This is a genomic window from Lysobacter solisilvae (genome assembly GCF_016613535.2).
GTDB lineage: Bacteria > Pseudomonadota > Gammaproteobacteria > Xanthomonadales > Xanthomonadaceae > Agrilutibacter > Agrilutibacter solisilvae.
In genome coordinates this window covers 621,084-646,277 of record NZ_CP071518.1, presented here as the reverse complement: position 1 = coordinate 646,277, position 25,194 = coordinate 621,084, and the positions used below count along the sequence as shown (strand labels likewise).

Genomic DNA, 25,194 nt, shown 5'->3' with positions numbered 1-25,194 from the left:
GGCGCGCAGCACGCCAGGCCAGCGCAGATCACCCCGGGCGTCGGCGTCCGCGGAAACGGCAGGCCAGGCGGACCGCGCGCAGGTCATGCGGCACCATCGCGCCGCCTGGCGCGTGGAGCGGGTGGGCTGGGCCGTGGGGGCCCTCGCCCTGGCCGCCACCCTGTTGGGGGCGTTCGGCGACGGTCCGCTCAGCCATGCCCGCCGGGGCTCGGCGGGGACGCTGGAGGTCGAGTACGAGCGGCTGGTGCGCTCCAGCGCGCCCACCGCCCTGAGCATCCGAGTGGATCCTTCCGTGACGCCGAGCGGCGTGCTGCAACTGCGGATCGACCAGGCGCTCGTCGACCGGATGGAGATCGACAGCATCGTGCCGGGGCCCGAACGCCAGCAGGCCGGGCCCGGTTACACCCAGTTCCTGTTCAACACCGCGGCGGGCACCACGCCAGCGGCGATCGAGTTCCGTTTCGCGCCGGCGACCTTCGGGAAGATGCGCGGCGGCGTGTCGGTGGAGGGCAGGCACCGGGTACTCATCGAGCAGTACGCCTATCCCTGAGGTGTCCCATGGAATCGGTCTTTCGCGGTGTCACCGTCTACGTCTTCCTCTGGCTGATCTTCCGCATCTCCGGCAAGCGGACGCTGGCCCAGACCACGCCATTCGAACTCGTGTTGCTGCTGATCATCTCCGAGGTCACCAACCAGGCGATGGTGGACAGCGACCACTCGGTCACCAACGCCTTCCTGCTGATCATGACGCTCACCGGCATGAGCGTGCTGCTGTCGATCGTCAAGCATCGTTCGCCCCGCGTCAGCCGGTGGCTGGACGGCCTGCCGTTGCCGCTGGTGCGCGACGGCAAGCTGCTGAAGGAAAACATGGACAAGGCGCGCGTCGACGAGGAGGAGATCCTGATGTCGGCGCGCTTCACGCAGGGCATCGATTCGATGGGCGCCATCAAGGACGCCACGCTGGAGAACGACGGGAAGATCTCCGTGGTGCCGCGCCGTTCGTCGTGATCCGATGATGCGGCGCGCCTTCGTCATTGCGTGGCGACCACCGCCCCGGAACGAGGCCACCCGCCATCCGCGGTTGCCCCCCGCCAGGCGGCGGCGTATATAGCAGGCAGGGGAAAGCGCCGATACGTCGCACTTCGCAGCCGATGCGGGCCTTGCAGGCCGCGCGGCTGTGCGATGCCACGAAGCGGTGTGCACACCGGTAACCGCGACGCGATTGCGTCCATTGGCCATCGAGGGCAACCAACCACCACTTCGCGCCACCCCGTGCCATGCCGGCAGGTACGCCGGAACATTCGTCTGCTTCAAGGAGGACAGCTCATGCACGTGCACATCAGGTCGTTGCTGTTGGTGGGATTGGCGGCCGTCGCCGCCGCCGGTATCTGGAAGATCGCGCAGGCCAGCCCGGAGAAGGGCGAGGTCGTGAAGAGTGCAGCAACGCAGGCGGTCGCCGCCAAGGGCACGGTCGGCGCCGCCGCCGCGCCGGCCAGTCCGTACGCGCCGCCCGCCACCGGTGTTCCGGATGGGTTCCGCGGTTTCGACGGCAGCTATGCCTATCCCACCACGACACCGCCGCCACCGGCCGGCGGCTACCCGTGGACGCAATCGTTGAACGGCCAGCCGATCACGCCGCAGACGGCCGGACAGTACGTCGAGCTGCTCAAGCAGTACATCACCGACGACATGGTGACGCTGCTGTCCGACCCGCGCACGACCAGCCAGCCTTCGACCTGGGATCCGGCGAAACTGGGCTGGTTCAACCAGCCCTGGCTGTCGCCGATCCGCGACGGCATCCACGGCGCCTACACCGGATCCACCTGCTTCTCGCCGGTGCTGTTTCCCAAGTCGGGGCTGACGCAGCCGTTCACCACCTACGTGCTGGTGTTCTACAACGACGTGGCCGCGCGCTCGCTGCAGCGCGTGTGGGGCAGCGCCTCGCTGGCGCCGGACCTGAGCAACAACGCCTCGCAGTTCGACGAGGGCTCCATCGTCGTCAAGGCCGCGTTCTCCACCGCCGATGCCAGCACCTGGCCGCCGATGAAGGGCGCGCTGCCATGGACGATCTACCTGCCCACCTTCGACTGCGCCTCGCAGACGCAGGCCGGCACGCCCTCGCAGTTCCAGGTGTCGTTCTTCCAGTTCGACATCATCGTGAAGGATACGAAGGCCGCGCCGAAGACCGGCTGGGTGTTCAGCACGCTCACCTTCGACAACGCCGTCAAGGCACCGGGCGGCACGCCGGCCAGCGACGCGTGGGCGCAGATGGTGCCGCTGGGCGCGATGTGGGGCAACGACCCGCAGGCGACGAAGGCCGGCGACACGCTCAACGAGAACTGGATCAATCCCGCCGCGCCCGTGTACGCGACCGAGACCCTGGGCTGGGGCGGCCGGCTGTCGGGCCCCAACGACGGCGCGGTGCAGAACCCGCCGTACTACACCTGCACCGGCGCGGGCTGCAATCCCAAGACGATCTGCAAGGACCCGACGACCTGCAAGCTGGTCGACGTGGGTGGCCCGAACATGGCCATGTCCTCGTGCATGAGCTGCCACGGCGTGTCGCAGTACGCGATGGCCTCCTTCCTGCTGCCCACGCCGCTGGCCAAGATCAACGCCACCGGCCAGCCGGTGCCCGGCAACGTGCAGGGCAACCTGGTGTTCTTCCAGGAAGGCTCGGACGACTGGATGCGCTGGTTCCAGAGCCGCCCCGGCACGCAGCCGCAGGACCCGGCCAACCGGCAGGTGCTGGCCGCGACCGACTACGCGATGAACTTCCCCTTCAAGTCCCTGCAGTACTGGGCCAAGGAGATCTGCATCAACCAGGGCAACCCGGACAAGGCGCCGGCGTGCAGCGCGCTGGCCAATCCCACCAAGGCCCTGCTGATGCAGGAACTGCGCGAGGCCGAGGAAACGAACTACCAGGGCAAGAAGCTGCGCATGCGGTGATGCGCGGGGAGCAGTCGTCGCGGCGGGTGCGCTGCGACGACCGCGATCGAGTGTGATCGGAAGTGGCCGGCCCGGTGCCGGCCACTTTCGTTTGCGGTCGCGGTGGAACGCGGGTGCCCATCGGCAGGCGCGGCCGGGCCGGGGTCCGGATTGCGTCAAAGAGGTTTAACCCAACGATCGGCCCCCCTCGGGCCGGTCCCTCCGGAGAGTCCATGAACCGCATCGTCGCCTTCTTCCTGCTCGCCTGCTGCGGGGTGTTTCCCGCGCACGCCGAAACCGTCAACTGCACCAACCTGACCACCCTGCCGGTGACGATCTCCACCCAGGGGGTGTACTGCCTCAAGCAGGACGTGTCGACCGCCATCACCAGCGGCTTCGCCATCGGCATCGCCACCAACAACGTCACCATCGACTGCAACGGCTACAAGCTGGGCGGGCTGGCGGCGGGCGACAACACGATGACCGCCGGCATCTACGCCAACAACCGGCTCAACATCACGGTGCGCAACTGCAACGTGCGCGGCTTCCGCCAGGGCATCAACCTCGCCGGGACCGGCGGCGGGCACGTGGTGGAGAACAACCGCTTCGACGGCAATACCTACATCGGCGTGCACGTGAGCGGCGATGGCTCGCTGATCCGCGGCAACCTCGTGTTCGCCACCGGCGGCAGCACCAACCTGGGCCAGGGCCTGGCCACCACGCTGGGCATCGACAGCCGCGGCGCCACCAACATCATCGACAACACCGTCTGGGGCACGACCCCGATGGTGACGGCCACCACCACGACCGGGATTGGCGTGGGCGACAACGTGGACGGCACGGTGATCGGCAACCGCGTCAGCGGCCTGGGCGGCACGAGCAACAGAGCGGTGGTGCTCTATGCAAGCGCCGATCGCGTGCGGGTGGTGAACAACAGCCTGTCCGGCGCGAGCTGGGCCCTGGACTGCGACGACGCCGGCGGCGGCGTGGCGAAGGACAACACGCTGGAGTCGGGTGGTGGGCTCGATGGCAACTGTCTGGATGCGGGTGGGAATTTTTTGATTCCGTGATTTTTTTGTTCCCCTCTCTGCTATCCGCGGGGAAAGGGGTTAATTGCAGCGACGCAGCGATCGTTGGCCCCCATCCCAACCGTCCCGGCCAGCAGGCACAGCCTGCTGGCGTTCGATGACGCGCGGACCAGTGGTCCGCAAACGCGTCCTCTCACCCCCCCGCGGAGCGGGGGAAGGGGCAGATCCGCGGAGCGGTGGAAGGAGCAGATTCGCGGAGCGGGGGAAGGGGCTTCACCCCGCACTGCAGATTGCTTCCCCCGCCGCTGCGGCGTAGAACAGATCGGCGCCCAGACACGGGAAATTCCCATGAAACGTCTTTTGGCCGTTGCGGTGACCGCCTTCCTCGCCGCCTTCACCCTGTCCTGCATGCAGACCGCGCGCGAGCCGGTGCCTGCCGCGACTTCCGCACCGCCCCCGACCGCGACCGCGCCCGTCGGCGCCACGCTGCTCGAGGGCCTAGGCAACTACCACTTCGCCATCACCACCGCCCATCCCGAGGTCAATCGCTGGTTCGACCAGGGCCTGATGCTGACCTACGGCTTCAACCACGACGCGGCCGAGCGGTCCTTCCTGCGCGCGACCGAGCTCGATCCGGACTGCGCGATGTGCTGGTGGGGCGCGGCGCTGGTGATCGGCCCGCACGTCAACGCGGGCATGGACCCGGCCAACAATCCGGTGGCGTGGAGCCGCCTGCAGAAGGCGATCGCGCTGGCGCCCAAGGCCACCGCGCGCGAGCAGGGTTTCATCCGCGCCTTGTCCGCGCGCTACGCGGAGCAGCCGCCGGCCGATCGCAAGGCGCTGGACGAGGCGTACGCGCAGGCGATGGGCCAGCTGGCCGCGCAGATGCCCGATGACCTGGACGCCGCCACGTTCCACGCCGAAGCGATGATGGACACGCAGCCCTGGGACTACTACGACGCGGCGCTCAAGCCCAAGGGCCACACCGCGAGCGTGGTGTCGACGCTGGAGAAGGTGATCGCGCGCGACCCCGGGCACGCCGGCGCGCTGCACCTTTACGTGCACGCGGTGGAAGCCTCGTCCGACCCGCAACGCGGTGCCGCGGCCGCCGACCGCCTGCGCACGCTGATCCCGGCATCCGGGCACCTGGTGCACATGCCGGCGCACATCTATTCGCGCGTGGGGCGCTGGCATGACGCCGTGCTGGCCAACCAGATCGCGATCGAGGCCGACGACCGGTACCTGGCCCTGTGCCGCGGCAATACCAAGGGCGTCTATCCGCTGGGCTACGTGCCGCACAACCACCACTTCCTGTGGTTCGCCTCGAGCATGGAAGGCACCAGCGCGCTGTCGAAGTCCGCCGCCGCGCATACCGCCACGCGCACGAACCTGCCGGAGCTGATGCGCCAGCCGGGCTTCGCCGGCCTGCAGCATTTCTGGCTGACGCCATGGTTCGAGCGCGTGCGTTTCGGCCGCTGGGACGAGATCGTCGCCGAGCCCAACCCCGCGCCCGACCTGCCCTACGTCACCGCGATCTGGCACTACGCGCAGGGCATGGCCGCCGTGCGCCAGAAGCGCCTGGACGCCGCCGCCGGACACCTGGCCGCGCTCGACAAGCTCGCCGCGGATCCGGTGATGGACACGCTCACCGTCTGGGATCGCTACCCGCTGTCGCACGCGGTCCGCATCGCCCGCCTGAATGTCGCCGGCGAACTGGCCACCGCGCGCGGCGATCGCGCGGCCGGCATCGCCGCGCTGCGCGAGGCGGTGACGATCGAGGACCGCATTCCCTACGACGAACCGCCGGGCTGGCACGCGCCGACGCGCCAGACGCTGGGCTACCTGCTGCTGGCCAACCGGCAGCCGAAGGAGGCCGAGGCCGTCTACCGTGAGGAACTGCAGCGCAACCCGGAAAACGGCTGGTCGCTGTACGGGCTGGCCCAGGCGCTGCGCGCGCAGAAGCGCGATGCCGACGCCGCGCAGGTGGAAGCGCGCTTCGCGAAGGCCTGGCAGAACGCGGACATCAAGCTGACGGCGTCGCGCATGTAGGGTCACGGCCGGCATGCAGGCGGGGGCAGCGCCGCCGCCTGCGGTGCCGGGCGCGGCAGCACCGGTGAGCCACCCCCACCCGGGGGATATCCGACCACAAGCCTGAATGCTCTAACGGTCATCCCCTCGGAACGGAGATGCCCCATGAAGCGCGACTACTTTTTGGGTGGCGGTCTGCTCGCCGCCGGCCTGCTGGCCTCGCTCATCCTCGCGCCGCTCGCCAGCGCGCAGGACATGGCCGTGACCGCCGGCAGCAACGCCAAGGTGGTGCTCGACAACGACAAGGTGCGGGTGATCGAGCTCAACATGCCCCCCGGCGCCACGACGGGCGTGCACTCGCACGAGGGCGACAGCATGGTGGTGTTCCTGTCGGGCGGGTCGGCGACCCAGACCCAGGCGGACGGCTCGACGAAGACCCTGGACCGCAAGCCGGGCGACGTGATGTGGAGCGGGCCGGCGACCCACGAGACGAAGAACACCGGCAAGAAGCCCACGCGGACCCTGGTGATCGAGTTGAAGTAGCCGCTGGGGCGGCAAATCGCTGCTGGCTGCCCTGCATCACGGGCAAGCGCCGCACCGCGTCACAGTTGCGGCACCCGGCGGCGCCGTCCGTCCGGCGCGGGCTTGATCCCGCCGTCGCCTTGAAGCACAAAGGCGGCGGCGCGCCGTTCCGGCGCAGGCACCGGGTGCAGGGGACAGCATGAGGCGACGCAGGTCTGGGAGGGGTGGGCGCCTGCTCACCGTCGTGGTGCTCGGCGCGCTGGTGGCAGGCGGCGCGATGGCGATGCGCGCCTGGCTGACGCCGCAACCCACGGCCACGGCACCCGGGCCGTCGATGGCGGTCGCGAGCGCGGCGCCGTTGCCCGCGGAGGCGACGGCTGGAAACACCGATCTCGCCGACACGACTCCGGCTGCGCCTGCAGCGCCCGCGACGGTGGTCGCCGATGCCGGCACGCGCGAGGCGAACTGGCGCGAAGCACGGGAGGCCACCATCCGCATGCAGGAGCGCCTGCGCGCGCAGGAGCTGGCGCGCAAGGCGCAGCAGACCCGGCAGACCGATCGCGTGCGCTGCGAAAACGGCCAGCGCATGCGTCGGGTCGACAACGGTTGGGTGCAGGACGGGCCCTGCTGAACCACTCGGGGACGCTCGCCGTCGCCGCACGCGCTTCGGGCGACTTGGCCAGGGGTGGTGATGCGGCCGGCTCCCGGCACGCCCGGAGCCACGCGGCGTTTCATCTGCGCGGACGGCCCGCAGGCAGGGCCGGCGGCGCCGCCGCGCGTGCGCTGGCCGGTGCGCAGGCGGCTCGCGGTTGGGGCTGGCGCAACTTGAGTTGCGGGAAATCGGCCAGCCGGATCACGCCGCCCGTGGCCGACTTGCCGTCGCGCGCCAGCGCACGCTCGACGCGGGCGAGGTAATCGGGCTCGGCGGTGACGCCGCACACGCCGAATCGCGCCATGTCCTCGACCGACATCGTGTACGCCTGGCCCTTGCCCTTGGGCAGGTTGACGTAATCACCCAGGCAGACGATGCGGCTGTCGACGCCCAGGCCGGCGAAAAACGCGGTGTGCCGCTGCGCGTACTGGCGGAAATAGCGCCGCATGTCGCGATCCAGCGCCTGCGCCTGCCGGCGCGACAGCGTGTGCGTGCTGGCCTTGCCGTCGACGTAGGCCATGCCGCCCACGTTCTCCACTTTTCCCTGCAGCACCTGCGAGAAGCGCAGGTCGGCCGGCAGGTTCTGCGGACAGGCGTTGTGCCACACCACCATCGCGCCGGGCGCGATCGTGCGGCGCGTGGCGGGCACGAACAGATAATTGGCGCAGGCCGAGTTGCAGCGCTGTTCGACGCGGATCGACAGCGCCCGCGCGCGGACCAGCGTGCCGATCTCGATGGCCGGCAGGGCTTCGCCGCCGGACGAGTTCACCTGCAGTTCGACCAGCTCCGGATGCTGCGCCAGCACCGTGCGCAGCCGCTCGAGCCCGACCCGGTTGAGCAACCCCGTGTAATGCAGGGTCGTGCCGGCCACGGCGACCTGCGGGTCGGCGCGTGAGCCGGGCGGGGGCTGGGCGGCGTCGGCGACGGCGACGACGCCGAGCAGGAGGATCGCAACGGTGGCCTGGATCGTGCGGCGCATGTCTGCGGAAACAAGCGGAATTCCCCGCAGGGTAGCAACGCCGGCCGGTGCGGCGGCAGGCGGGCGCCGGACCGCCGTGTTCATCTGGCTGACCCGAATGGCCTGACCGACCATGTCCGAATTTCGCGTGATCCTGAGAGGGCGGACATCTTCGTAGTCGAGTCAGTCGAGCGCCGCCGCCGACCGACGCCATGGGAGGCACGCGATGATTTCGCGCGAAACAGCAAGGCAGCTCCGGGTCGGCGCACCTGGCCAACCCGCATCCGGCAACCATGAACGCCCGGCTCGCCGGTGGCCTTGGCGCGCGTGGCTCCTGGCAGCGGGCCTGTGCCTGCTGCCGGCGGCCGTCCTCGCGCAGGGCACCGTCGCGGCCTGGGGGCTGGGGATCGACGGCCAGACCACCCTCCCGGCCAATTCAAATGACGTCGTGGCCATCGGTGCCGGCCACCTGCACAGCCTGGTCGTGCATGCCGACGGCACCGTTTCGGCCTTCGGCAGCAACAGCTTCGGGCAGTGCGACGTGCCCCCGGGCCTGAGCGGCGTGACCGCGGTCGCCGGCGGGCTGTTCCACAGCGTGGCCCTGCGGTCGGACGGCACCGTGGTGGCCTGGGGCGGCAATGCCGACCTGCAGGCGCAGGTGCCCGCGGGCCTGGCCGGCGTGACCGCGATCGCGGCCGGGGGCCTGCATACGCTGGCCCTGCGGTCCGACGGCACGGTGGTGGGCTGGGGCAGCGACCTGTTCGGCCAGTCCACGGTGCCCGCGGGCCTGGCCGGCGTGACCGCCATCGCCGCCGGCCGCTTCCACAGCCTGGCGCTGAAGGGCGACGGCACCGTGGTCGCCTGGGGCGACAACATCAACGGCCAGCTCGACGTTCCGTCGGACCTGGCCAACGTCGTGGCCATCGCGGCGGGCAACCTGGTCAGCATGGCCCTGCGCGCGGACGGCACGGTGGCGAGCTGGGGCGACTTCGACAGCCCCCGGCCAACGCCCGCGGGCCTGACCAACGTCGTGGCCATCGCCGGCGGCGTGAGCCACAGCCTGGCCCTGCGCGCCGACGGCACGCTGGTGGCGTGGGGTTTCGACAGCGACGGGCAGGCGAGCATTCCGGCCGGGCTGATCGGCGTCACGGCGATTGCCGCGTGCGGCTTCCACAACCTCGCGCTGCGCGATGCGCTGTCGCCGGAACAGGCGATCCGCGAGCTGCGCGCCGAAGTCGCGCAGTTGCCCGGGGTGGTCATCCGCCGCGCGCTGCGGGCGCGGCTGAGCCTGGCGCTGGTGGGCCTGGGCGTGCAGAACACCCGCGTGGCCTGCCTGGCGATGAAGAGCTTCCGCCAGCTGGCGCGCGCGCAGCGCGGTCGGCAGCTGACCCTGGCGCAGGCGGACTACCTGATCGCGCAGGGCGGTGACATCCGCGCGCTGATGGGGTGCCGCTAGGGACGGCCTGTAGCGGCGCGGTAGCCGGGGGGCGATGCAGGACGTCGGGCCGCCGCGCGGCCCGCGCAGGACGCGTTCAGGCGCCCGAGATCCCCAGCGTGCCCGGCGATCCGTCCGCGTCGGTCACCGTGCCCAGGCGCCGGGCCCTGCGCGCCTGCTCCAGTGCTTCGTCGATCTTCTGCCGCTTCGGGTTGGCTTCCCACTTGGGCACGCGGTACACGTCGGCGCGCGGGTTCTGCCGGACGATGTTGGAATCCTGGATCCACTTCCAGTCGCCCGGCATGAAGTCGTGGTGCAGGGCGAAGGTGCGCGCGCTGGCGTAGCTGTGCGAATAGATCAGGTTCATCGGACACCTCGGGGGACGTGGCCGGGCGCGGAGCGCTTCGGGTGACAGGGCTATTTGCCGGGAGGCGTGGCCGGGCTGTCATTCACCCGGATGGGGGGTACCCGCGCGTGGCCGCTGGCCGGGCCTGCGCTCTCGCCGTCGGCGGCCGGACCGGTCATCATCCGCAACGCGCGGCGCCACGGACCGGACCCATGAAATATCCGCTCGTCATCTTCGATTTCGACGGCACGCTCGCCGACTCGTTCCCGTTCTTCCTCCAGGCCCAGCAGGTGCTGGCGCAGCGGCACGGCTTCACGGCGGTGGCCGAGGACCGAATCGAGGACCTGCGCCGGCTCGGGCCCCGCGAGATCATGCGCGAACTGGCGGTGCCGGCCTGGAAGCTGCCTGTGGTGGCCGCCGACTTCATCCGCGCCATGCGTGAAGCGCCCCCGGTGCCGCTGTTTCCGGGCATCGCCGACACCCTGCTGCACCTGCGCGAACGCGAGGTCCGGCTGGCGATCCTGACCTCCAATTCCGTCGACAACGTGCGCCGCGTGCTCGGCGACACGCTGATGGCCGCCATCGAACTGATCGACGGGGGCGCGCACATGCTCGGCAAGCAGCGCCGCATCGCCCGCCTGGTGCGGCGCGCGGCGGCGAGCGGGACCCCGGCGGCGGCCACGGACGCGATCTACGTCGGCGACCAGCTCAGCGATGGCGAGGCCGCACGCGCGGCCGGCGTGGCCTTCGGCGCGGTTGGCTGGGGTTACGCGCACGCCGACGCGCTGCGCGCTGCGCAACCGGAGGAATTCTTCGAAACGGTGGAACAGCTGCGCCGCTTCGGCGGCGCGTGAGGCGCTCGGACCGGCTCAACTTGAGCGCGCCCGCAACGCCGCGACGAACTCAGCCATGCCGGCGCTCGTGCCGACGCGAAATCAGGTATTGGCCGCCGCCGGCATCCGCGCGCCGACCTGCCGGCGCACGCCGTCGATGTCGCGGACCGGCCGTACCTCGATGCTGCCGGTGCGCGACCACGGGAACTCCTGCGCGATACGCACGGCGTCATCGAGGCTGTCGGCCTCCAGGATGTTGAAGCCGGCGAGCATTTCCTTGGTTTCGGCGAAGGGCCCGTCGAATACCTGGGTACGGCCGCCGCGCGTGCGGAAGCTGCGCGCCGTGGCCGCCGCCTCCAGCTGCTGCGAGGCGAGCAGGACGCCCTGTTCGCGCAGCTCGTCGGCATGCTCCAGGCAGCCGCGCATCAGCGTGGCGTACTCGTCTTCGTCGAGGGCTTCCAGCAGGGCGGGATCGGTATAGACCAGCATCAGGAACTGCATGGGATCGCCTGTGGTGGGGAAGCGCTGATGATGCCGCATGCGGGACGCGGGGCGAAGTACGGGCGCGGCGGACACTGCGCGCGTGCGGAAGCGTCGACTTGTGTCCAACGCGAGCGCCCGCGCGGCGCTAGGCTGCTCCGGGAGCCGGGCGGTCCCCGGCGAGGAGCACGCAGATGGCCTCCATCCATCGGGAAGTGCAGGTTGCGGCCGCGACCGACGGCGTCTGGGACGCGATGCGCGATGTGGGCCACATCCATGAGCGGCTGGTGCCGGGCTTCGTGACCGACTGCCGCATGGAAGGTGATACCCGCGTGGTCACTTTCGCCAGTGGCATGAGCGCGCGCGAGCAGATCATCTCCATCGACGACACGCGGCGGCGGGTGGCGTGGTCGGCGGTGGGTGCGCCGTTCACCCATTACAACGCCTCGTTGCAGGCCTTCGCCGAGAGTGGGGGAACGCGCCTGGTGTGGATCGCCGACCTGCTGCCGAGCGAGCTGGAGCCGAAGGTGGCGGCGATGATCGAGCAGGGGCTGGCGGCGATGAAGCGGACGCTGGAGGGTTAGGGCGCGCGGCGATCGTTGGCCCCCATCCCAACCGTCCCGGCCAGCAGGCACAGCCTGCTGGCGTTCGATGACGCGCGGACCAGTGGTCCGCAAGCGCGTCCTCTCACCCCCCGCAGAGCGGGGGAAGGGGCTAAAAGCGACGCGGCGATCGGCGGTCCCCATCCCACCGTCCCGCAGCAGGGGGCTGTTCTACTCCGCGTAAGCCGGATCGGCCGGCACGCGCACGGCGCCTTCCATCAGCACGCGCGCGCTGCGGCTCATCACCGCCTTGGTCACCGTCCACTCGCCGTTGACCTGGCGCGCCTGCGCGCCCACGCGCAGGGTGCCGGAAGGATGGCCGAAGCGCACGGCTTCGCGCGCGCCGCCGCCGGCGGCCTGGTTGACCAGCGTGCCGGGAATGGCCGCCGCCGTGCCGATGGCGACGGCGGCGGTGCCCATCATCGCGTGGTGCAGCTTGCCCATCGACAGCGCGCGCACCAGCAGGTCGACATCGCCGGCCGCGATGGCCTTGCCGCTGGACACCACGTGGTCCTGCGGCGGCGCGACGAAGGCGACCTTGGGCGTGTGCTGGCGGGTGGCGGCCTGGGCGACGTCGGCGATCAGGCCCATGCGCACCGCGCCGTAGGCGCGGATGGCCTCGAACTTCGCCAGCGCGGCCTTGTCGTCGTTGATCGCGCCCTGCAGTTCCGCGCCGGTGTAACCCAGGTCGGCGGCGTTGAGGAACACGGTGGGGATGCCGGCATTGATCAGCGTGGCCTGCAGCGTGCCCACGCCGGGCACCTCGAGCGTGTCTACCAGGTTCCCGGTGGGGAACATCGCGCCGCCGCCTTCGCCCTCGTCGGCCGGATCGAGGAACTCCAGCTGGATCTCCGCGGCGGGGAAGGTCACGCCGTCCAGTTCGAAGTCGCCGCTTTCCTGCACCTGGCCGTTCGCCATCGGCACGTGGGCGACGATGGTCTTGCCGATGTTGGCCTGCCAGATACGCACGGTCGCGATGCCGTCGCGCGGCACGCGGGCGGGGTCGATCAGGCCGTGGGCGATGGCAAACGGGCCCACCGCAGAAGACAGGTTGCCGCAGTTGCCGCTCCAGTCGACGAAGGCCTGGTCGATCGACACCTGGCCGTACAGGTAATCCACGTCGTGGTCGGCCACGCTTGAGGTGCACAGGATCACGCACTTGCTGGTGCTGGAGGTCGCCCCGCCCATGCCGTCGGTGTGCTTGCCGTAGGGATCGGGCGAACCGATCACGCGCATCAGCAGCGCGTCGCGCGCCGCACCGGGGACCTGCGCGGCGACCGGCAGGTCCTGCAGGCGGAAGAACACGCCCTTGCTGGTGCCGCCACGCATGTAGGTGGCGGGGATGCGGAGTTGGGGGGCGTGGGGCATGGGGAGACCTATGGACGGTTCGGGACAAGCCGTCATTCCCGCGAAAGCGGGAATCCAGCGACTTCACGATCGAATGGCGCAAGACACTGGATCCCCGCTTTCGAGGGGATGACGGCAATCGGATGGCTCAGGGGTTGTCGGGAATGTTCGCTTCCACCAGCTGCGCCAGCAGCGTGAGCGACTCCTGCCAGCCCAGGTAGCACATCTCCACCGGAATCACGGCGGGGATGCCTTCCTGCACGACCTGCAGTTCGGTGTTGCCGCCCATCACCGGGCGCAGGGTGATGGTGTTGCGCATCTCGCCGGGCAGGTTCGGGTCGTCGAAGCGGTCGGTGTTGACGATGCGCTCGTTCGGGACCAGCTCGACGTAGGTGCCGCCGAAGCTGTGGCTGTTGCCGGTGGAGAAATTGGTGAACGACATGCGGTAGCTGCCACCCACGCGCGCGTCCATCGCATGGACCTTGCCGGTGAAGCCGTGTGGCGGCAGCCACTTGGCCATCGCATCGGGATCCAGGAAGGCGCGGTAGATGCGCTCGGCGGGCGCCTTGAGCACGCGGTGCAGGGTGACGGTACCGGTCATGTCGCTACTCCTTTGCGTGGGGGGTTCTTTCTACCGTAGCCCGGGCATGCTCAGCGCACCCGGGTTCTTCGTGCCGGTCACCGTGGATCCCCGGGTACGGCCGATGGCCTTGCCCGGACAACGGATCCACGGAACGGCAGCCATGCGTCACGCGGCCTGCGCGGACTCCAGGAAGTCGTTGGCGAAACGCTGGAGCACGCCGCCGGCGTCGTAGATCGACACCTCCTCGGCGGTGTCCAGGCGGCAGGTGACCGGCACCTCCACGCGCGTCCCGTCGCGGCGGTGGACCACCAGGGTGAGCGTGGCGCGCGGAGTGCGCGGGCCGACGACGTCATAGCTTTCCGTGCCGTCCAGGCCGAGCGTGGTGCGGTTGGTGCCCGGCTGGAATTCCAGCGGCAGCACGCCCATGCCGATCAGGTTGGTGCGGTGGATCCGCTCGAACCCCTCGGCCACGATGGCCTCCACGCCGGCCAGGCGCACGCCCTTGGCGGCCCAGTCGCGCGAGGATCCCTGGCCGTAGTCGGCGCCGGCGATGATGATCAGGGGCTGGCGGCGTTCCATGTAGGTTTCGATCGCCTCCCACATGCGCGTGACCTGGCCTTCGGGTTCCACGCGTGCGAGCGAGCCCTGGACGACGTTGCCGTTGTCGTCGCGCACCATCTCGTTGAGCAGCTTGGGATTGGCGAAGGTGGCGCGCTGCGCGGTGAGGTGGTCGCCGCGGTGGGTGGCGTAGGAATTGAAGTCCTCTTCCGGCAAACCCATCTTCGCCAGGTATTCGCCGGCGGCGCTGTCGAGCAGGATCGCGTTCGACGGGGAGAGGTGGTCGGTGGTGATGTTGTCGCCCAGCACCGCCAGCGCCCGCATGCCGCGCAGCGTGCGTTCGCCGGCCAGCGCGCCCTCCCAGTACGGCGGGCGGCGGATGTAGGTGCTCTGCGGGCGCCAGTCGTACAGCGGGCTGACACGTTCGCCGTGGTCGGCCCCGACGCGGAACATCGGCTCGTACACCTGGCGGAACTGCTCGGGCTTGACGCTGGCCTTGACGATCGCGTCGATCTCCTCGTCGCTGGGCCAGATGTCCTTGAGCCGCACCGGCTGGCCGTCCGCGTCCATGCCCAGCACGTCCTTCTCGATGTCGAAGCGCACGGTGCCGGCGATGGCGTAGGCCACCACCAGCGGCGGCGAAGCCAGGAAGGCCTGCTTGGCGTAGGGATGGATGCGGCCGTCGAAGTTGCGGTTGCCCGACAGCACGGCGGTGGCATACAGGTCGCGCTCGAGCACTTCCTTCTGGATCGCCGGATCCAGCGCGCCGCTCATGCCGTTGCAGGTGGTGCAGGCGAAGCCGACGATGCCGAAGCCCAGCTTCTCAAGTTCTGGCAGCAGCTTGGCGTCTTCCAGGTACAGCTGCACCGCCTTGGAGCCGGGCGCGAGCGAGGTCTTGACCCACGGCTTGCGCACCAGGCCACGCGCGTTGGCGTTGCGCGCCAGCAGGCCGGCGGCGATCACGTTGCGCGGATTGCTGGTGTTGGTGCAGCTGGTGATGGCGGCGATGATCACCGCGCCGTCCGGCATCAGGCCCTGGGCTTCGTCAGCGCGTGCCTGGGTGAGGTCGCCGGCGATGCCGCGCGCGGCCAGCTCGGAAGTCGGCAGGCGCTTGTGCGGGTTGGACGGCCCGGCCATGTTGCGCGCGACGCTCGACAGGTCGAAGGACAGCGTGCGTTCGTACTGGGCGCGAACCAGCGCGTCGGCCCACAGGCCGGTGTGCCTGGCGTAGGTCTCCACCAGTTTGACCTGCTCGTCTTCGCGGCCGGTCAGGCGCAGGTAGTCGATGGTCTTGTCGTCGATGAAGAACATCGCGGCGGTGGCACCGTACTCGGGAGCCATGTTGGAGATCGTGGCGCGGTCGCCCAGCGTGAGCGCGGCGGCGCCTTCGCCGCGGAATTCCAGGTAGGCGCCGACCACTTTCGACTGGCGCAGGAATTCGGTCAGCGCCAGCACGATGTCGGTGGCGGTAATGCCGGGCTGCGGCTTGCCGGTGAGCTCCACGCCGATGATGTCGGGCAGGCGCATCCACGAGGCGCGGCCGAGCATCACGCTCTCGGCTTCCAGGCCGCCGACGCCGATCGCGATCACGCCCAGCGCGTCCACGTGTGGGGTGTGGCTGTCGGTGCCCACCAGCGTGTCGGGGAAGGCCACGCCGTCGCGCGCGTGCACCACCGGCGACATCCGCTCCAGGTTGATCTGATGCATGATCCCGTTGCCCGGCGGGATCACGTCGACGTTCTTGAACGCCTTCTTCGTCCAGTTGATGAAGTGGAAGCGGTCCTCGTTGCGACGGTCCTCCACGGCGCGGTTCTTGGCGAAGGCCTGCGGGTCGAAGCCCGCCGCCTCGACCGCGAGCGAGTGGTCGACGATCAGCTGCGTGGGCACGACCGGGTTGATCTGCGCGGGGTCGCCGCCGCGTTCGGCGATGGCGTCGCGCAGGCCGGCCAGGTCGACCAGCGCGGTCTGGCCCAGGATGTCGTGGCACACCACGCGCGCCGGGAACCAGGGGAAGTCGAGGTCGCGCCGGCGCTCGATCAACTGGGTGAGGTAGGCCTCCAGCATCGCCGGCTCCGCGCGGCGCACCAGGTTCTCCGCATGCACGCGCGAGGTGTAGGGCAGCGTGTCCCAGGCGCCTGGCGAAATCGCTTCAATGGCGGCCCGCGCGTCGAAGTAGTCGAGCGTCGTGCCCGGGAGCGGCTTGCGGTAAAGAGTGTTCATGATTGGGCGGCTGCGAAGTGGCGGGGGGCAGGGCGCGCCGCCGGCTGGGGCGGTGGCGCGGCCGAAGCGCTGGGCCTGCCTTCACGAGGCGGCCGGAGGCTCAATCGGCAGGCGCCGGAGCTGTTGCTACCGGTGCTGGGGCAATTATCCCGCAATCGCGGGGTTGGGGTCAGGCTCGGTCAAATAACCGGGCCATGTGGCAGCGGATCCGGACGCAACGGCCCGGCTGCAACATGCAGGCCGTCCCGCCCGACGTCGCTGCGCCGTGGGGTGCGGCTCGCTACTCCTGGCGCCAGCAGATCTCGCAGTGCGCGTCGGCCTTGGGCTCGGAATCGCCTGCCTGTCTGAGGACCCGTGCGATGTATTCCTGCCGATTGCGCATCAGGGCATCGCGCGGCGCGCCGTATTTCACCGCCGCGTCGTAGAGCACGGCGGCGTTCTCGATGGCGCCGCCGGCCAGGTTCAGTGTCGCCCAATCCTCGAGCAGGCTGGCGACGACCGGGTCCCGGGACCGCACGAATGTCGTGCGCTCGAACAGCTGATACGACAAGGCCTGGTCGAGCTCCCGCGGGGTCACCGGCTTGCCCGTATTGCCGAAGGGCAGCTGCCGCGGCACGTCGGGAACGAGGGTCTTGTCGAAGGTCACGCCGGCCACCGAATGCCGCTTCAGGTAGGTCGGATCCTTCGCCTGGGCCAACTTGGCTTCCAGGATGCGGGCGTGCAGCCATTCGGTTCCATAGTGTTCATCGGCGTTGCGCCGGATGCCGAGGCGGATCCATCGCAAGGCCGTGGCGTCGTGGCCGGCCAGCTCCAGCGCCGTACCCAGATTGGCCGCCGTCTGGTGATGGCCGGGGTAGCGCTTCTCCAGGGCCAGGAACAGGCGGATCGCCTGCGTGTACTTGCCCTGGTGGATCAGCACGATGCCCAGGGCTGTCAACGTCTGGAAATCGGGCTCGCTGCGGGCTCGCGTGACGATCGCGTCCGCATCTCGCAGCCAGAAGTTGTCCGAAGGGGCTCGCGTCAGGTTGATGGCCAGCCCGTCACCCAGCGGCCAGTCCGCGTGGAAGCGGTTCCCCTGGTGGTCGGTCCCCACCTCATTGATGCAGGCGTTCGCCGTCCCCGCGCACAGCAGCAGGACCAGTGCCCACCCTTTGCCGATCCGCATCACTGTCCCCTGTTTCGCCTGGCCTGGCGAACAGTATGCCCAGCCAGACGAGGATCCTTCCGCGAGATGTTGGGCCGCTGACCCGGGCAGGCAGCGGCCGGGAAGCGCTGCACAGACCACGTGGGTCGTAGATCCCCGAGTCGCCGGGGGGCGCGCAGGTCGGGGCGTCGCGCCGATGGCCCTGCCATTGCAGCGATCCTGCCTTCAGCGCCTCACCACCGTCGTCGCCTTGTTGGCGATGATGTACGGCTTCAGGTCCTCGATGAAACGCACCTTGCCGATGGCGCGCTGCGCGAACTTCTTGCCGGTGATGCGCACGTGGCAGTTCTGGAAGGGCGTGGCGTCGTCGCGGCCCTTGGAGGTGTAGACGACGCGGCCGTCGCGGTCCCAGCCCAGGACCAGGCGCTCCTGGTTGTTGCTGGTGCGATAGATCCAGCCCGGCTGGATATCGGATTCGGACATGGCCATGACGCGGGACTCGTGCGGGTGCTGGCGCCGCATGATGTCACGCCATCGTGCAGCGGGCGCACCAGGCATCGGCCGGGCGCGCCCGCTGCGGCCTCAGCCGGCGCGCCGGAAGGGTTGCGCCAGCGCGGCCGCGAAGCGTTTCTGCATCACCCAGTTGGGCTTGGGGTCGTCGCCGACGGTGAACACGGTCTGGCCGACGATCTCGAAGCCGTGGCGCAGGTAGAACGCCAGCGCCGCGTGGGCCTGCTGCCAGGCGTTGAGCCACAGGCCGTCGGCGCCGCCGCGGCGGGCGAGGTCGGACAGGCATTCCAGCAGGGCCGTGCCCAGCCCCTGGCCATGGAAACGCGGCAGCAGGTAGATGCGGCCCAGCTCCATCGGTCGCGCCAGCGTGACGCCGTCCTTGGCCGGCCCGGCACGGCGCAGTTGCGCGTAGCCGGCCCAGTCGCCGTTGCGGGCCTGCGCGACCAGCGTGGTCACGCCCGGGTCGGCCAGTTCCGCGCGCTGCCGCGGCACGGTGTAGGTCGCGTCGAGGAAGCGCTCCACGTTGAGCGGCGAACTGCAGTGGCCGTTGGCGGAAACGAAGGTCTCGCGCATCAGCGCGCACAGGCGCGCGGCGTCGCCGGCGCCGGCGGGACGGATGAAGGCACCACTCACTGCAGCTTCTCCGACCAGGCCACCTGCGCCCGGGCCGCATCGTCCTGTTGCCGGGGCCGCGGCGAGGGCAGCAGCATCGGCACCCGGCGCTGGTATTCGCGGTAGGTCTGCCCGTGGGCGGCCACCAGGTCGCGCTCTTCCAGGAACTTGACCGCCACCAGAATGTAGCCGGTGGTCATCAGGGCGAACAGCAGGTGGCCCAGGGTCATCGTCGGGGTTGCCCAGAAGGCGACGAGGAAACCCAGCATCAGCGGGTGGCGCACGATGCGGTAGAAGGCGCGCGTCACGAACGGTCCGTCGACCGCGTGGCGTCCGCGTGCGAAGAACCACACCTGGCGCAGGCCGAACAGGTCGAAGTGATTGATGGCGAACGAGCCGGCCAGCACCAGCAGCCAGCCCAGTGCCGACAGGGTGTGCACCGCGCAGCGCGCGGGCTGGTACTCCACGTGCCACAGCACCTGCGTCAGCGGCCGCCACTGCCAGAACAGCAGCGCCAGGGTGAGGCTGCTGACCAGCACGAACGTGCTGCGTTCGATCGGCGCGGGCACGAACCGCGTCCACCAGCGCTTGAAGGCCGGGCGCGCCATGCCGCTGTGCTGCACGGCGAACAGGCCCAGCAGCGCCAGGTCGATGGCCAGGGCCAGCGCGAAGGAGGTCGTGGGCCCGTTGTCGATGTGCCTGGGCACGCCCAGGCCGGCGACGAAGGGGATGGCGTACAGGAAGGTCAGCAGGAACACCGCGTACGCGGCGGTGCCATAGAGCAGGGCGAGCAGGCGGAACATGGGGAACCTCGCGGGGGCGGACTCGGGGGACGCCAGTGCGCGGGGCCGATGCGATCGGGTCTGCGCTGGCGTGCCGCAAGTCTGTGCACCTGGCGGGGGCGGCACGATGGGAACCTTGTCCCGGTCGCCGGCTGCAGGGACCGGGACACCGGGACAAATGTCCCGGCCTGCCTGTTCAGTCCGGCAGTTCGGCCGGCGCCTGCCGGTGCGCGAGCACGATGGCTTCGGCCCGGCTGCGCACACCCAGCTTCCGGTAGAGGTTGGATACGTGGTTGCGCACCGTTTTTTCCGAGATGCCCAGCTCCCAGCCGATCTGCGCGTTGCTGCGGCCTTCGCACAGCAGGCGCAGGGCCATGCGTTCGCGATCGGTGAGCTGCTGCAGGACCGCGTCGCGTGCGGCCTGCGCCGACTGGCCGGTGAATTCCAGCACCGCCTGCTGGAACTGCTGCCAGGCCGGCTCGTGCTCGAGCAGCACGTGGTTGCGCGAATCCAGCGGCACGAAGGTCGCGCCGGGGATGTGCCCGGCCAGGTAGTGGCCCTGCGAAAGGGGCGCGATCTGGTCGTGGCTGGCGTGCAGCACCAGCGTGGGCACGCGCACCTGTGACAGGTATTCGCGCACGTCGACATTGCCGCGCGCGGCGAGCAGGGCGCCGGCGTTCTCCACCGACGTGGTGCGGCGGCACAGCTCGTTGAACCAGTCGATCTGCTGCTGCGTGCCGCCGGGTACGAAGCGCGAGGTGAACAGCTGGCGGAAGGCCGGATTGTCGCGGCCCCAACCCAGGCGGACGACGTCCTGCACCGCCTGATAGAGCTCGGCCGAGGCCGGGTTGCGGCTGCTGCCGATGGCGTACCCGCCGTAGAGGATCAGGTGCGAGACCCGTTCGGGATGGCGCACGGCGTAGCGGATGGCCGTGGCCGCGCCCTGGCTGATGCCCAGTAGGGCGAAGGGCCGGTCGATCTGCGCGGCGTCGACCACGCTTTCCAGGTCGTCGACCCAGCGCGGCAGGTCGAGGTCCTTCACCTTCCAGTCGGACATGCCGCAGCCGCGCTCGTCGTAGCGGATGTAGCGGAAGTGCTCGTCCAGGAAGCGGATCCAGTGCGACCAGACCGGGCTTTCCAGGTCGTATTGCAGGTGCGTGAGCCAGGTGGCGGCCTTGACCAGTGGCATGCCGCGGCCGGTCTGGGTCCAGGCCAGGTTGATCTGGTCTGCGGTGGCGATGTAGCGGATGGACGGCTTCATCACGCGCTCGCGGCGGAGGTTGCAGGGGAGCATAACGCCGATGGGACGCCGGTCCTGCGACCCGCGCGGCCTGCGTAGGCCGTGGGTGTCGGTGCGCTGGCGCGAAGCGGGTGCAAGGTTGCGGTCGACGGCCATGGCGCCATCCGCGCGCAGTCCGCTACAAAAAAGGCCCCGCGTGGTGCGGGGCCTCCGGTTGCTGACGTCGGGCGACAGCGCGCCGCGGTCAGTAGCCCAGCGCCTGGGTCACCAGGCCAGTGGCCAGTTCGACCAGCAGGTAGCGGTCGTCCATCGGGCGCACCCAGCGGTAACCCACCGGCGGAGCGCTCAGGTGGTAGACGCGGTAATCATCCACGTAATAGACCGGCTCCAGATAGGCGACCGGAATGCGGTCACCGCGCCTCCAGGCCTGCTTGTACCAGCCCTTGTGCAGCCCGTTGTCGTGGCGGCCGTCGACGACGTAATGGTGATTGTCGCCATGGCCCTTGTGGTGCTTGCCCTTGTGGTGCTTGCCGTCGCCGGCGAACGCCGGGCTGGCGGCCAGCGCCAGGGTGGCCAGGGCGATCGAAAGAATCCGATGCTTTTTCATGCAGTGCCTCCTTCGAGGTTGCAGAGCGCACCTTAGGCCGCAGCATGTGCACGCAGGCGCAGCGGGCGATGAACGCTGCGCAACGGTTCATCGTCGAGCAGGTGGCGTGACGGGTCGTGAAGCGGCCGGCTTGCGGAGGCGGCCGGTGACGTGTTCACGAAGCGGCCGCTGCGTCGCGCCGGCGTGCGACCCGCCCAGGGCCTAGAATGGCCGCCCCTACTGCCCCGGCCGCGTGCCAGGATCCATGCATGGCGCCCAAGGCCACCATCGTCAAAGCCGAACTGCAGGTCAGTGACCTGGACCGGCATTACTACGCCTCGCACAACCTCACCCTCGCCCAGCATCCCTCCGAGACCGACGAGCGGCTGATGGTGCGGCTGCTGGCGTTCGCGCTGCACGCGCACGAACGGCTGGAGTTTGGTCGCGGCCTGAGCGACGAGGACGAACCTTCGCTGTGGCGGCGCGACTACACCGGCGAGATCGAACAGTGGATCGAGCTGGGCCAACCCGACGAGTCGCGCCTGCGCAAGGCCAGTGGACGCGCGCAGGAAGTCGTGGTGATCAGCTACGGCGGCCAGGCCGCCGAATCCTGGTGGAACCGCAACGCGTCCACCCTCGCGCGCCTGCGCAACCTCACCGTGCTCGACCTCGACGCCCGTGACGTCGAGGCGATCACCGCCCTGTACGGACGCGGCATGCGCCTGACGGCGATGATCCAGGACGGCGAGCTGCAGCTGATGGACACCGATGCCACCGTGGCCTTGCGCCCGGTCGTGCGGATGCAGTCGAGCACGCGCGCGGCCGCCTGATCGGGCGATGCTGGGACCTCGCCGTCCCCTCCCTCACGCCGGACGCGCCAGTTCCGCCGCCAGCGCGCGCAGCAGGCCGGCGCCGTCGCCCTGCCACGCGCTGCCATGCATGCAGGCCAGCGTGCCCGGGCGCAGCCGAGCCAGTTTCTCCAAGAGCTCGCCGGCCTGCGGCGTGTGCGAGAAATAATCCATGTTGTGGCGGAAGGCCTCGCTCGGGCCGAGGATGTCGGCCTGCGTCAGCGCGGGCATGCCGGTCCCGGGCTGGGTGAACAGATCGCCGCAGAACAGCGTGCCGGTGCGTTCCTCGGCGAGGAATCCGCATTCCCAGGCGTGCGGCAGGTGCGGTGCATCGAGCCAGCGCACGGTGTGACGGCCCAGCGCCAGTGCTTCACCGTCGGCCAGCGGCCGCGGCGGGCGATCGGCCAGATCATTCACCGACACCATCGCGGCCACGGTGCCGCACAGCGCGGTGGCCTGGGGCGCAACCGCCAGCCACTGGTTGAGCGCGCCGCACTCGTCGGCTTCCACGTGCGAGAACGCGACGTGCCGCAGCCGTTGCGCCGGCATCACCCGGGTCACCGCGTCGAGCACGGCCGGAAACAACTGGCGCAGGCCGGTATGGAACAACAGCGGCTCGTCGTCGTCGATCAGGTACTGGTTGAATGAAAACGCCCCGGCGTCGCCGGGCAGCATCACCGGCGTGCTGATGCGGTACACGCCATCGCTGATTTCCTGAAGGTGCGTACCGGACTGGTGGTCGGTGACGGACATGGCTCGGCTCCCGTGGGCTTGCGCCGGCCAGTATGAAACGCCACGCCGGCCGCGATCACGCATCGCCGGAAGCGTCGCCGCGGCCGCCGCGGGACGATCCGGTCAAGCGCTCGAAAACCAGGACTGACACCCGGACCGGCACCCATGAGGGGGATGCGCCAAAAGCGTCTTCTGGCCGGCCCTTTCCCGTTCATTTCGTTGCATCCCGTGGTCAGGCGGGCTGCTCGTCCCCCAAAGAAGGAATCTGCTCATGAACCGCACAACCCTGGCATGCCGCCTGCCCGCGCGCCGCTGGCTGCCCGTCATTGCCATTGGCCTGGCCCTCGCGGCCCCCGCGCAGGCCGACTCGGTCACCGACTGGAATGCCGTGGCCGGCAGTCCCGCGGTGCTGCCGCGCTTCGGTGGGCCGCAACAGCAGAACCGCGCCATGGCCATCGTCCAGATCGCCGTCCATGACGCGCTCAATGCCATCCAGCCGCGGTATCGGTCCTACAACGCGATCGGCGCCGCGCCCGCCGGCGCCTCACCCGACGCCGCGGTGGCCGCCGCTACGCGCACGACGCTGCTGACGATGCTGGGGGCGTTGCCGCCGGCGCCCACGCCCGTCGAAGCGACCAACCGCGCCAACGCGATCGTGGCCGTCAACGCCGCCTTCGACGCGGCAATCGGGCCGGGGGCGCCGGATGCGGCCGAAGCCGCCGGCATTGCCACCGGCGACGCCGCCGCGCTGGCGATCCTGTCGCTGCGCTACGTCAACACCGCGGGCGTGTGGACGCCCATCGACGGTTCGGGCACTCCGAACTCGCCGCCGTACGCGCTGTCCGCCGGGCTGGGTATCCACCAGCCCACCCCCGCACCGGAGTTCCCGGCAGTCACCGTGCCGGCGTTCACCGGCTGGCCGGCCGTGCGGCCATTCGCGCTCGACAGCTCTTCGCAGTTCCGCTCGCCGCCAGGTGCGATCTTCAACATCGCCAGCGCGCAGTACGCGGACGCGTGCAACCAGGTCAAGCAGCAGGGCAGCGCGCGCGTGCGCGGGGCCTTCCCGAACTCGCACCACAGCGACGTCGCCCGCTTCTGGGCCGGTGGCGCACTGGAGTGGAATGGCAACGCGCGCATCATCGTCGCGGCGCGCGGCATGGACCGCTGGCAGCACGCGCGCATGTTCGCGCTGATGAACATGGCCGTGGCCGACTCGATGATCAATAACCTGGAAAGCAAGTACCACTACAACTTCTGGCGGCCGGTCACCGCCATCCGCTGGCCCGACGATGGCAACCCCGCCACCGCGAGCGACCCGGCGTGGCGTCCGTTCCTGCAGACGCCGCCCTATCCGGACTACCCCTGCGCTTCCACGTCCGTGACCGGCGCCGCCGCGGGCACGCTGCGGCGCTTCTTCGGCACCAACGCGATCCACTTCACCCGCACGATCAACGCCGGCGCGGTGCCGCTGCCGGCGCCGATGACCGAACTGCCGCCCAAGGTGATCACCCGCCACTACGGCTCGCTGTCGATCGCCGAGAACGAACAGGCCCGGTCGCGTGTGTATGCCGGCCTGCATTTCGCCGAGGGTTGCTACGCGGGTCTGCGCGCGGGCAACCAGGTCGCCGATTGGGTGTATGCGCGGTATCTGCGTCCGCTGTGAAAGCGGCTACAAGCGCCAGCCGGTCGCCGTGACCTGCCGGCTGCCGTCCTCCCCCGCTCGCTGGGGAGGACGGGATCAGTGGCATCAGGCGGCGGCCAGCTCGCCCAGCGCGGCCCGGAAGCGCTGCAGGCCGAAGGGCTTGGTGCACACCGGCACGTCGCCGAAGCGCTCCGGCAGGGCCGTGTGATCGTGCGCGGTGGCGAAGAAGAACGGGACGTTGCGCGCGCGCAGTGCGTCGGCCACCGGGAAACTGGTCTCGTGCTGCAGGTGGATGTCCAGCACCGCGGCATCGATTTCGGGCATGCGCTCGATCAGGTGCAGTGCGTCGGCCACGGTGGCCACCGGGCCGATCACGTCGGCACCGGATTGCACGGCCACGTCGGCGAGGTTCACCGCCAGCGGGAAGTGGTCCTCGACGAGGAGGACGCGCAGGCCGCGCAGCTGGGGAAATTCGGTCATGGGAGCGTCCGGTCGCGGGGCGCCAGTCGGCGCGAGGCGCGCGATGGTGGCCATCGGCGCGTGTGCGCCACGTGAGCGGATCCGTGCGCGCGATACGA

General features: G+C 70.0%; 26 protein-coding genes. 12 read left to right on the top strand and 14 right to left on the bottom strand.

The features are described 5' to 3' along the window. Nucleotides 1–85: 85 nt before the first annotated feature. The 7 genes from I8J32_RS02975 to I8J32_RS02945 all read left to right on the top strand — a co-directional run bounded on the left by I8J32_RS02975 (nt 86) and on the right by I8J32_RS02945 (nt 7,137). The gene (locus I8J32_RS02975) at nt 86–550 is read left to right on the top strand and encodes a hypothetical protein (RefSeq protein ID WP_200615283.1); all 465 of its coding nucleotides are present in this window, start codon (nt 86–88) and stop codon (nt 548–550) included. An 8-nt stretch (nt 551–558) separates the two neighbouring features. Beyond that, complete coding sequence (locus I8J32_RS02970; protein WP_200615285.1) at nt 559–1,008, top strand: DUF421 domain-containing protein; 450 nt, start codon at nt 559–561, stop codon at nt 1,006–1,008. 318 nt (nt 1,009–1,326) lie between these two features. Then, entirely contained in the window at nt 1,327–2,949 is a 1,623-nt protein-coding gene (locus I8J32_RS02965; protein ID WP_207526749.1) for a hypothetical protein, read from the top strand. A 212-nt stretch (nt 2,950–3,161) separates the two neighbouring features. Beyond that, a complete protein-coding gene (locus I8J32_RS02960) occupies nt 3,162–3,998 on the top strand; it encodes a right-handed parallel beta-helix repeat-containing protein (RefSeq protein ID WP_200615287.1) in 837 nt (278 codons plus the stop codon). Between the two features lie 306 nt (nt 3,999–4,304). Beyond that, on the top strand, nt 4,305–6,005 hold the full coding sequence (locus I8J32_RS02955; RefSeq protein WP_207526748.1) for a tetratricopeptide repeat protein: 1,701 nt from the start codon (nt 4,305–4,307) through the stop codon (nt 6,003–6,005). Nucleotides 6,006–6,149: 144 nt separating this feature from the next. Continuing rightward, complete coding sequence (locus I8J32_RS02950) at nt 6,150–6,527, top strand: cupin domain-containing protein (protein ID WP_200615289.1); 378 nt, start codon at nt 6,150–6,152, stop codon at nt 6,525–6,527. 178 nt (nt 6,528–6,705) lie between these two features. After that, nucleotides 6,706–7,137: a hypothetical protein gene (locus tag I8J32_RS02945; protein ID WP_207526747.1), complete on the top strand. Its 432-nt coding sequence runs from the start codon at nt 6,706–6,708 to the stop codon at nt 7,135–7,137. Nucleotides 7,138–7,237: 100 nt separating this feature from the next. On the opposite strand, the gene I8J32_RS02940 is transcribed toward I8J32_RS02945, so the two are convergent. Next, nucleotides 7,238–8,137, bottom strand: a complete 900-nt coding sequence (locus I8J32_RS02940; RefSeq protein WP_200615291.1) for a hypothetical protein — start codon at nt 8,135–8,137, stop codon at nt 7,238–7,240. Nucleotides 8,138–8,342: 205 nt separating this feature from the next. On the opposite strand from I8J32_RS02940, the gene I8J32_RS02935 reads away from it, so the two are divergent. After that, on the top strand, nt 8,343–9,572 hold the full coding sequence (locus I8J32_RS02935; protein WP_207526746.1) for an RCC1 domain-containing protein: 1,230 nt from the start codon (nt 8,343–8,345) through the stop codon (nt 9,570–9,572). Nucleotides 9,573–9,648: 76 nt separating this feature from the next. Here the strand turns inward: I8J32_RS02935 and I8J32_RS02930 are convergent, their stop codons facing one another. Next, the gene (locus I8J32_RS02930) at nt 9,649–9,918 is read right to left on the bottom strand and encodes a hypothetical protein (RefSeq protein ID WP_200615293.1); all 270 of its coding nucleotides are present in this window, start codon (nt 9,916–9,918) and stop codon (nt 9,649–9,651) included. 191 nt (nt 9,919–10,109) lie between these two features. Between I8J32_RS02930 and I8J32_RS02925 the strand changes: the two genes are divergently transcribed. Continuing rightward, nucleotides 10,110–10,751, top strand: a complete 642-nt coding sequence (locus I8J32_RS02925; protein WP_200615295.1) for an HAD hydrolase-like protein — start codon at nt 10,110–10,112, stop codon at nt 10,749–10,751. Nucleotides 10,752–10,832: 81 nt separating this feature from the next. Here I8J32_RS02925 and I8J32_RS02920 read toward each other — a convergent pair whose 3' ends face one another. Beyond that, a complete protein-coding gene (locus I8J32_RS02920) occupies nt 10,833–11,231 on the bottom strand; it encodes a YciI family protein (RefSeq protein WP_200615296.1) in 399 nt (132 codons plus the stop codon). Between the two features lie 173 nt (nt 11,232–11,404). Between I8J32_RS02920 and I8J32_RS02915 the strand changes: the two genes are divergently transcribed. Next, nucleotides 11,405–11,794 carry an SRPBCC family protein gene (locus I8J32_RS02915; RefSeq protein ID WP_200615298.1) on the top strand — a complete coding sequence of 130 codons (390 nt, stop codon included), beginning with the start codon at nt 11,405–11,407 and terminating at the stop codon, nt 11,792–11,794. Nucleotides 11,795–11,983: 189 nt separating this feature from the next. Here I8J32_RS02915 and prpF read toward each other — a convergent pair whose 3' ends face one another. The 9 genes from prpF to I8J32_RS02870 form a co-directional block, all read right to left on the bottom strand. Beyond that, nucleotides 11,984–13,180 (bottom strand): 2-methylaconitate cis-trans isomerase PrpF, encoded by a 1,197-nt coding sequence (prpF, locus tag I8J32_RS02910; protein WP_200615299.1) that lies wholly within the window; start codon nt 13,178–13,180, stop codon nt 11,984–11,986. Between the two features lie 127 nt (nt 13,181–13,307). Next, nucleotides 13,308–13,760 carry an SRPBCC family protein gene (locus I8J32_RS02905; protein WP_200615301.1) on the bottom strand — a complete coding sequence of 151 codons (453 nt, stop codon included), beginning with the start codon at nt 13,758–13,760 and terminating at the stop codon, nt 13,308–13,310. A gap of 147 nt (nt 13,761–13,907) precedes the next feature. Further along, complete coding sequence (gene acnD, locus I8J32_RS02900) at nt 13,908–16,520, bottom strand: Fe/S-dependent 2-methylisocitrate dehydratase AcnD (RefSeq protein WP_200615302.1); 2,613 nt, start codon at nt 16,518–16,520, stop codon at nt 13,908–13,910. 280 nt (nt 16,521–16,800) lie between these two features. Further along, a complete protein-coding gene (locus I8J32_RS02895; protein ID WP_200615303.1) occupies nt 16,801–17,685 on the bottom strand; it encodes a tetratricopeptide repeat protein in 885 nt (294 codons plus the stop codon). A 204-nt stretch (nt 17,686–17,889) separates the two neighbouring features. Further along, nucleotides 17,890–18,147, bottom strand: coding sequence for a hypothetical protein (locus I8J32_RS02890; RefSeq protein ID WP_200615304.1), 258 nt, complete (start codon nt 18,145–18,147; stop codon nt 17,890–17,892). Nucleotides 18,148–18,246: 99 nt separating this feature from the next. Further along, nucleotides 18,247–18,807 (bottom strand): GNAT family N-acetyltransferase, encoded by a 561-nt coding sequence (locus I8J32_RS02885; protein ID WP_200615305.1) that lies wholly within the window; start codon nt 18,805–18,807, stop codon nt 18,247–18,249. After that, entirely contained in the window at nt 18,804–19,589 is a 786-nt protein-coding gene (mddA, locus tag I8J32_RS02880) for a methanethiol S-methyltransferase (RefSeq protein WP_207526745.1), read from the bottom strand. The genes I8J32_RS02885 and mddA overlap by 4 nt, the downstream gene beginning before the upstream one ends. Before the next feature lie 175 nt (nt 19,590–19,764). After that, entirely contained in the window at nt 19,765–20,862 is a 1,098-nt protein-coding gene (locus tag I8J32_RS17840) for an alpha/beta fold hydrolase (RefSeq protein WP_207526744.1), read from the bottom strand. A 190-nt stretch (nt 20,863–21,052) separates the two neighbouring features. Then, nucleotides 21,053–21,415, bottom strand: coding sequence for an RcnB family protein (locus I8J32_RS02870; protein WP_200615308.1), 363 nt, complete (start codon nt 21,413–21,415; stop codon nt 21,053–21,055). 248 nt (nt 21,416–21,663) lie between these two features. Between I8J32_RS02870 and I8J32_RS02865 the strand changes: the two genes are divergently transcribed. Further along, complete coding sequence (locus tag I8J32_RS02865; RefSeq protein ID WP_200615309.1) at nt 21,664–22,224, top strand: YaeQ family protein; 561 nt, start codon at nt 21,664–21,666, stop codon at nt 22,222–22,224. A gap of 33 nt (nt 22,225–22,257) precedes the next feature. On the opposite strand, the gene I8J32_RS02860 is transcribed toward I8J32_RS02865, so the two are convergent. Further along, nucleotides 22,258–22,995: an oxygen-binding di-iron domain-containing protein gene (locus I8J32_RS02860; RefSeq protein ID WP_200615311.1), complete on the bottom strand. Its 738-nt coding sequence runs from the start codon at nt 22,993–22,995 to the stop codon at nt 22,258–22,260. Between the two features lie 250 nt (nt 22,996–23,245). Here I8J32_RS02860 and I8J32_RS02855 point away from each other — a divergent pair, with 250 nt between their 5' ends. Beyond that, entirely contained in the window at nt 23,246–24,637 is a 1,392-nt protein-coding gene (locus I8J32_RS02855; protein ID WP_200615312.1) for a vanadium-dependent haloperoxidase, read from the top strand. Nucleotides 24,638–24,721: 84 nt separating this feature from the next. Here the strand turns inward: I8J32_RS02855 and I8J32_RS02850 are convergent, their stop codons facing one another. Continuing rightward, nucleotides 24,722–25,096, bottom strand: coding sequence for a response regulator (locus I8J32_RS02850; protein ID WP_200615314.1), 375 nt, complete (start codon nt 25,094–25,096; stop codon nt 24,722–24,724). Nucleotides 25,097–25,194 lie beyond the last annotated feature (98 nt).

Coding starts and splice junctions, on each gene's coding strand:
- I8J32_RS02975 (WP_200615283.1), top strand. CDS start 86: ATGCGGCACCATCGCGCCGCCTGGCGCGTGGAGCGGGTGGGCTGGGCC.
- I8J32_RS02970 (WP_200615285.1), top strand. CDS start 559: ATGGAATCGGTCTTTCGCGGTGTCACCGTCTACGTCTTCCTCTGGCTG.
- I8J32_RS02965 (WP_207526749.1), top strand. CDS start 1,327: ATGCACGTGCACATCAGGTCGTTGCTGTTGGTGGGATTGGCGGCCGTC.
- I8J32_RS02960 (WP_200615287.1), top strand. CDS start 3,162: ATGAACCGCATCGTCGCCTTCTTCCTGCTCGCCTGCTGCGGGGTGTTT.
- I8J32_RS02955 (WP_207526748.1), top strand. CDS start 4,305: ATGAAACGTCTTTTGGCCGTTGCGGTGACCGCCTTCCTCGCCGCCTTC.
- I8J32_RS02950 (WP_200615289.1), top strand. CDS start 6,150: ATGAAGCGCGACTACTTTTTGGGTGGCGGTCTGCTCGCCGCCGGCCTG.
- I8J32_RS02945 (WP_207526747.1), top strand. CDS start 6,706: ATGAGGCGACGCAGGTCTGGGAGGGGTGGGCGCCTGCTCACCGTCGTG.
- I8J32_RS02940 (WP_200615291.1), bottom strand. CDS start 8,137: ATGCGCCGCACGATCCAGGCCACCGTTGCGATCCTCCTGCTCGGCGTC.
- I8J32_RS02935 (WP_207526746.1), top strand. CDS start 8,343: ATGATTTCGCGCGAAACAGCAAGGCAGCTCCGGGTCGGCGCACCTGGC.
- I8J32_RS02930 (WP_200615293.1), bottom strand. CDS start 9,918: ATGAACCTGATCTATTCGCACAGCTACGCCAGCGCGCGCACCTTCGCC.
- I8J32_RS02925 (WP_200615295.1), top strand. CDS start 10,110: ATGAAATATCCGCTCGTCATCTTCGATTTCGACGGCACGCTCGCCGAC.
- I8J32_RS02920 (WP_200615296.1), bottom strand. CDS start 11,231: ATGCAGTTCCTGATGCTGGTCTATACCGATCCCGCCCTGCTGGAAGCC.
- I8J32_RS02915 (WP_200615298.1), top strand. CDS start 11,405: ATGGCCTCCATCCATCGGGAAGTGCAGGTTGCGGCCGCGACCGACGGC.
- prpF (WP_200615299.1), bottom strand. CDS start 13,180: ATGCCCCACGCCCCCCAACTCCGCATCCCCGCCACCTACATGCGTGGC.
- I8J32_RS02905 (WP_200615301.1), bottom strand. CDS start 13,760: ATGACCGGTACCGTCACCCTGCACCGCGTGCTCAAGGCGCCCGCCGAG.
- acnD (WP_200615302.1), bottom strand. CDS start 16,520: ATGAACACTCTTTACCGCAAGCCGCTCCCGGGCACGACGCTCGACTAC.
- I8J32_RS02895 (WP_200615303.1), bottom strand. CDS start 17,685: ATGCGGATCGGCAAAGGGTGGGCACTGGTCCTGCTGCTGTGCGCGGGG.
- I8J32_RS02890 (WP_200615304.1), bottom strand. CDS start 18,147: ATGTCCGAATCCGATATCCAGCCGGGCTGGATCTATCGCACCAGCAAC.
- mddA (WP_207526745.1), bottom strand. CDS start 19,589: ATGTTCCGCCTGCTCGCCCTGCTCTATGGCACCGCCGCGTACGCGGTG.
- I8J32_RS17840 (WP_207526744.1), bottom strand. CDS start 20,862: ATGCTCCCCTGCAACCTCCGCCGCGAGCGCGTGATGAAGCCGTCCATC.
- I8J32_RS02870 (WP_200615308.1), bottom strand. CDS start 21,415: ATGAAAAAGCATCGGATTCTTTCGATCGCCCTGGCCACCCTGGCGCTG.
- I8J32_RS02865 (WP_200615309.1), top strand. CDS start 21,664: ATGGCGCCCAAGGCCACCATCGTCAAAGCCGAACTGCAGGTCAGTGAC.
- I8J32_RS02860 (WP_200615311.1), bottom strand. CDS start 22,995: ATGTCCGTCACCGACCACCAGTCCGGTACGCACCTTCAGGAAATCAGC.
- I8J32_RS02855 (WP_200615312.1), top strand. CDS start 23,246: ATGAACCGCACAACCCTGGCATGCCGCCTGCCCGCGCGCCGCTGGCTG.
- I8J32_RS02850 (WP_200615314.1), bottom strand. CDS start 25,096: ATGACCGAATTTCCCCAGCTGCGCGGCCTGCGCGTCCTCCTCGTCGAG.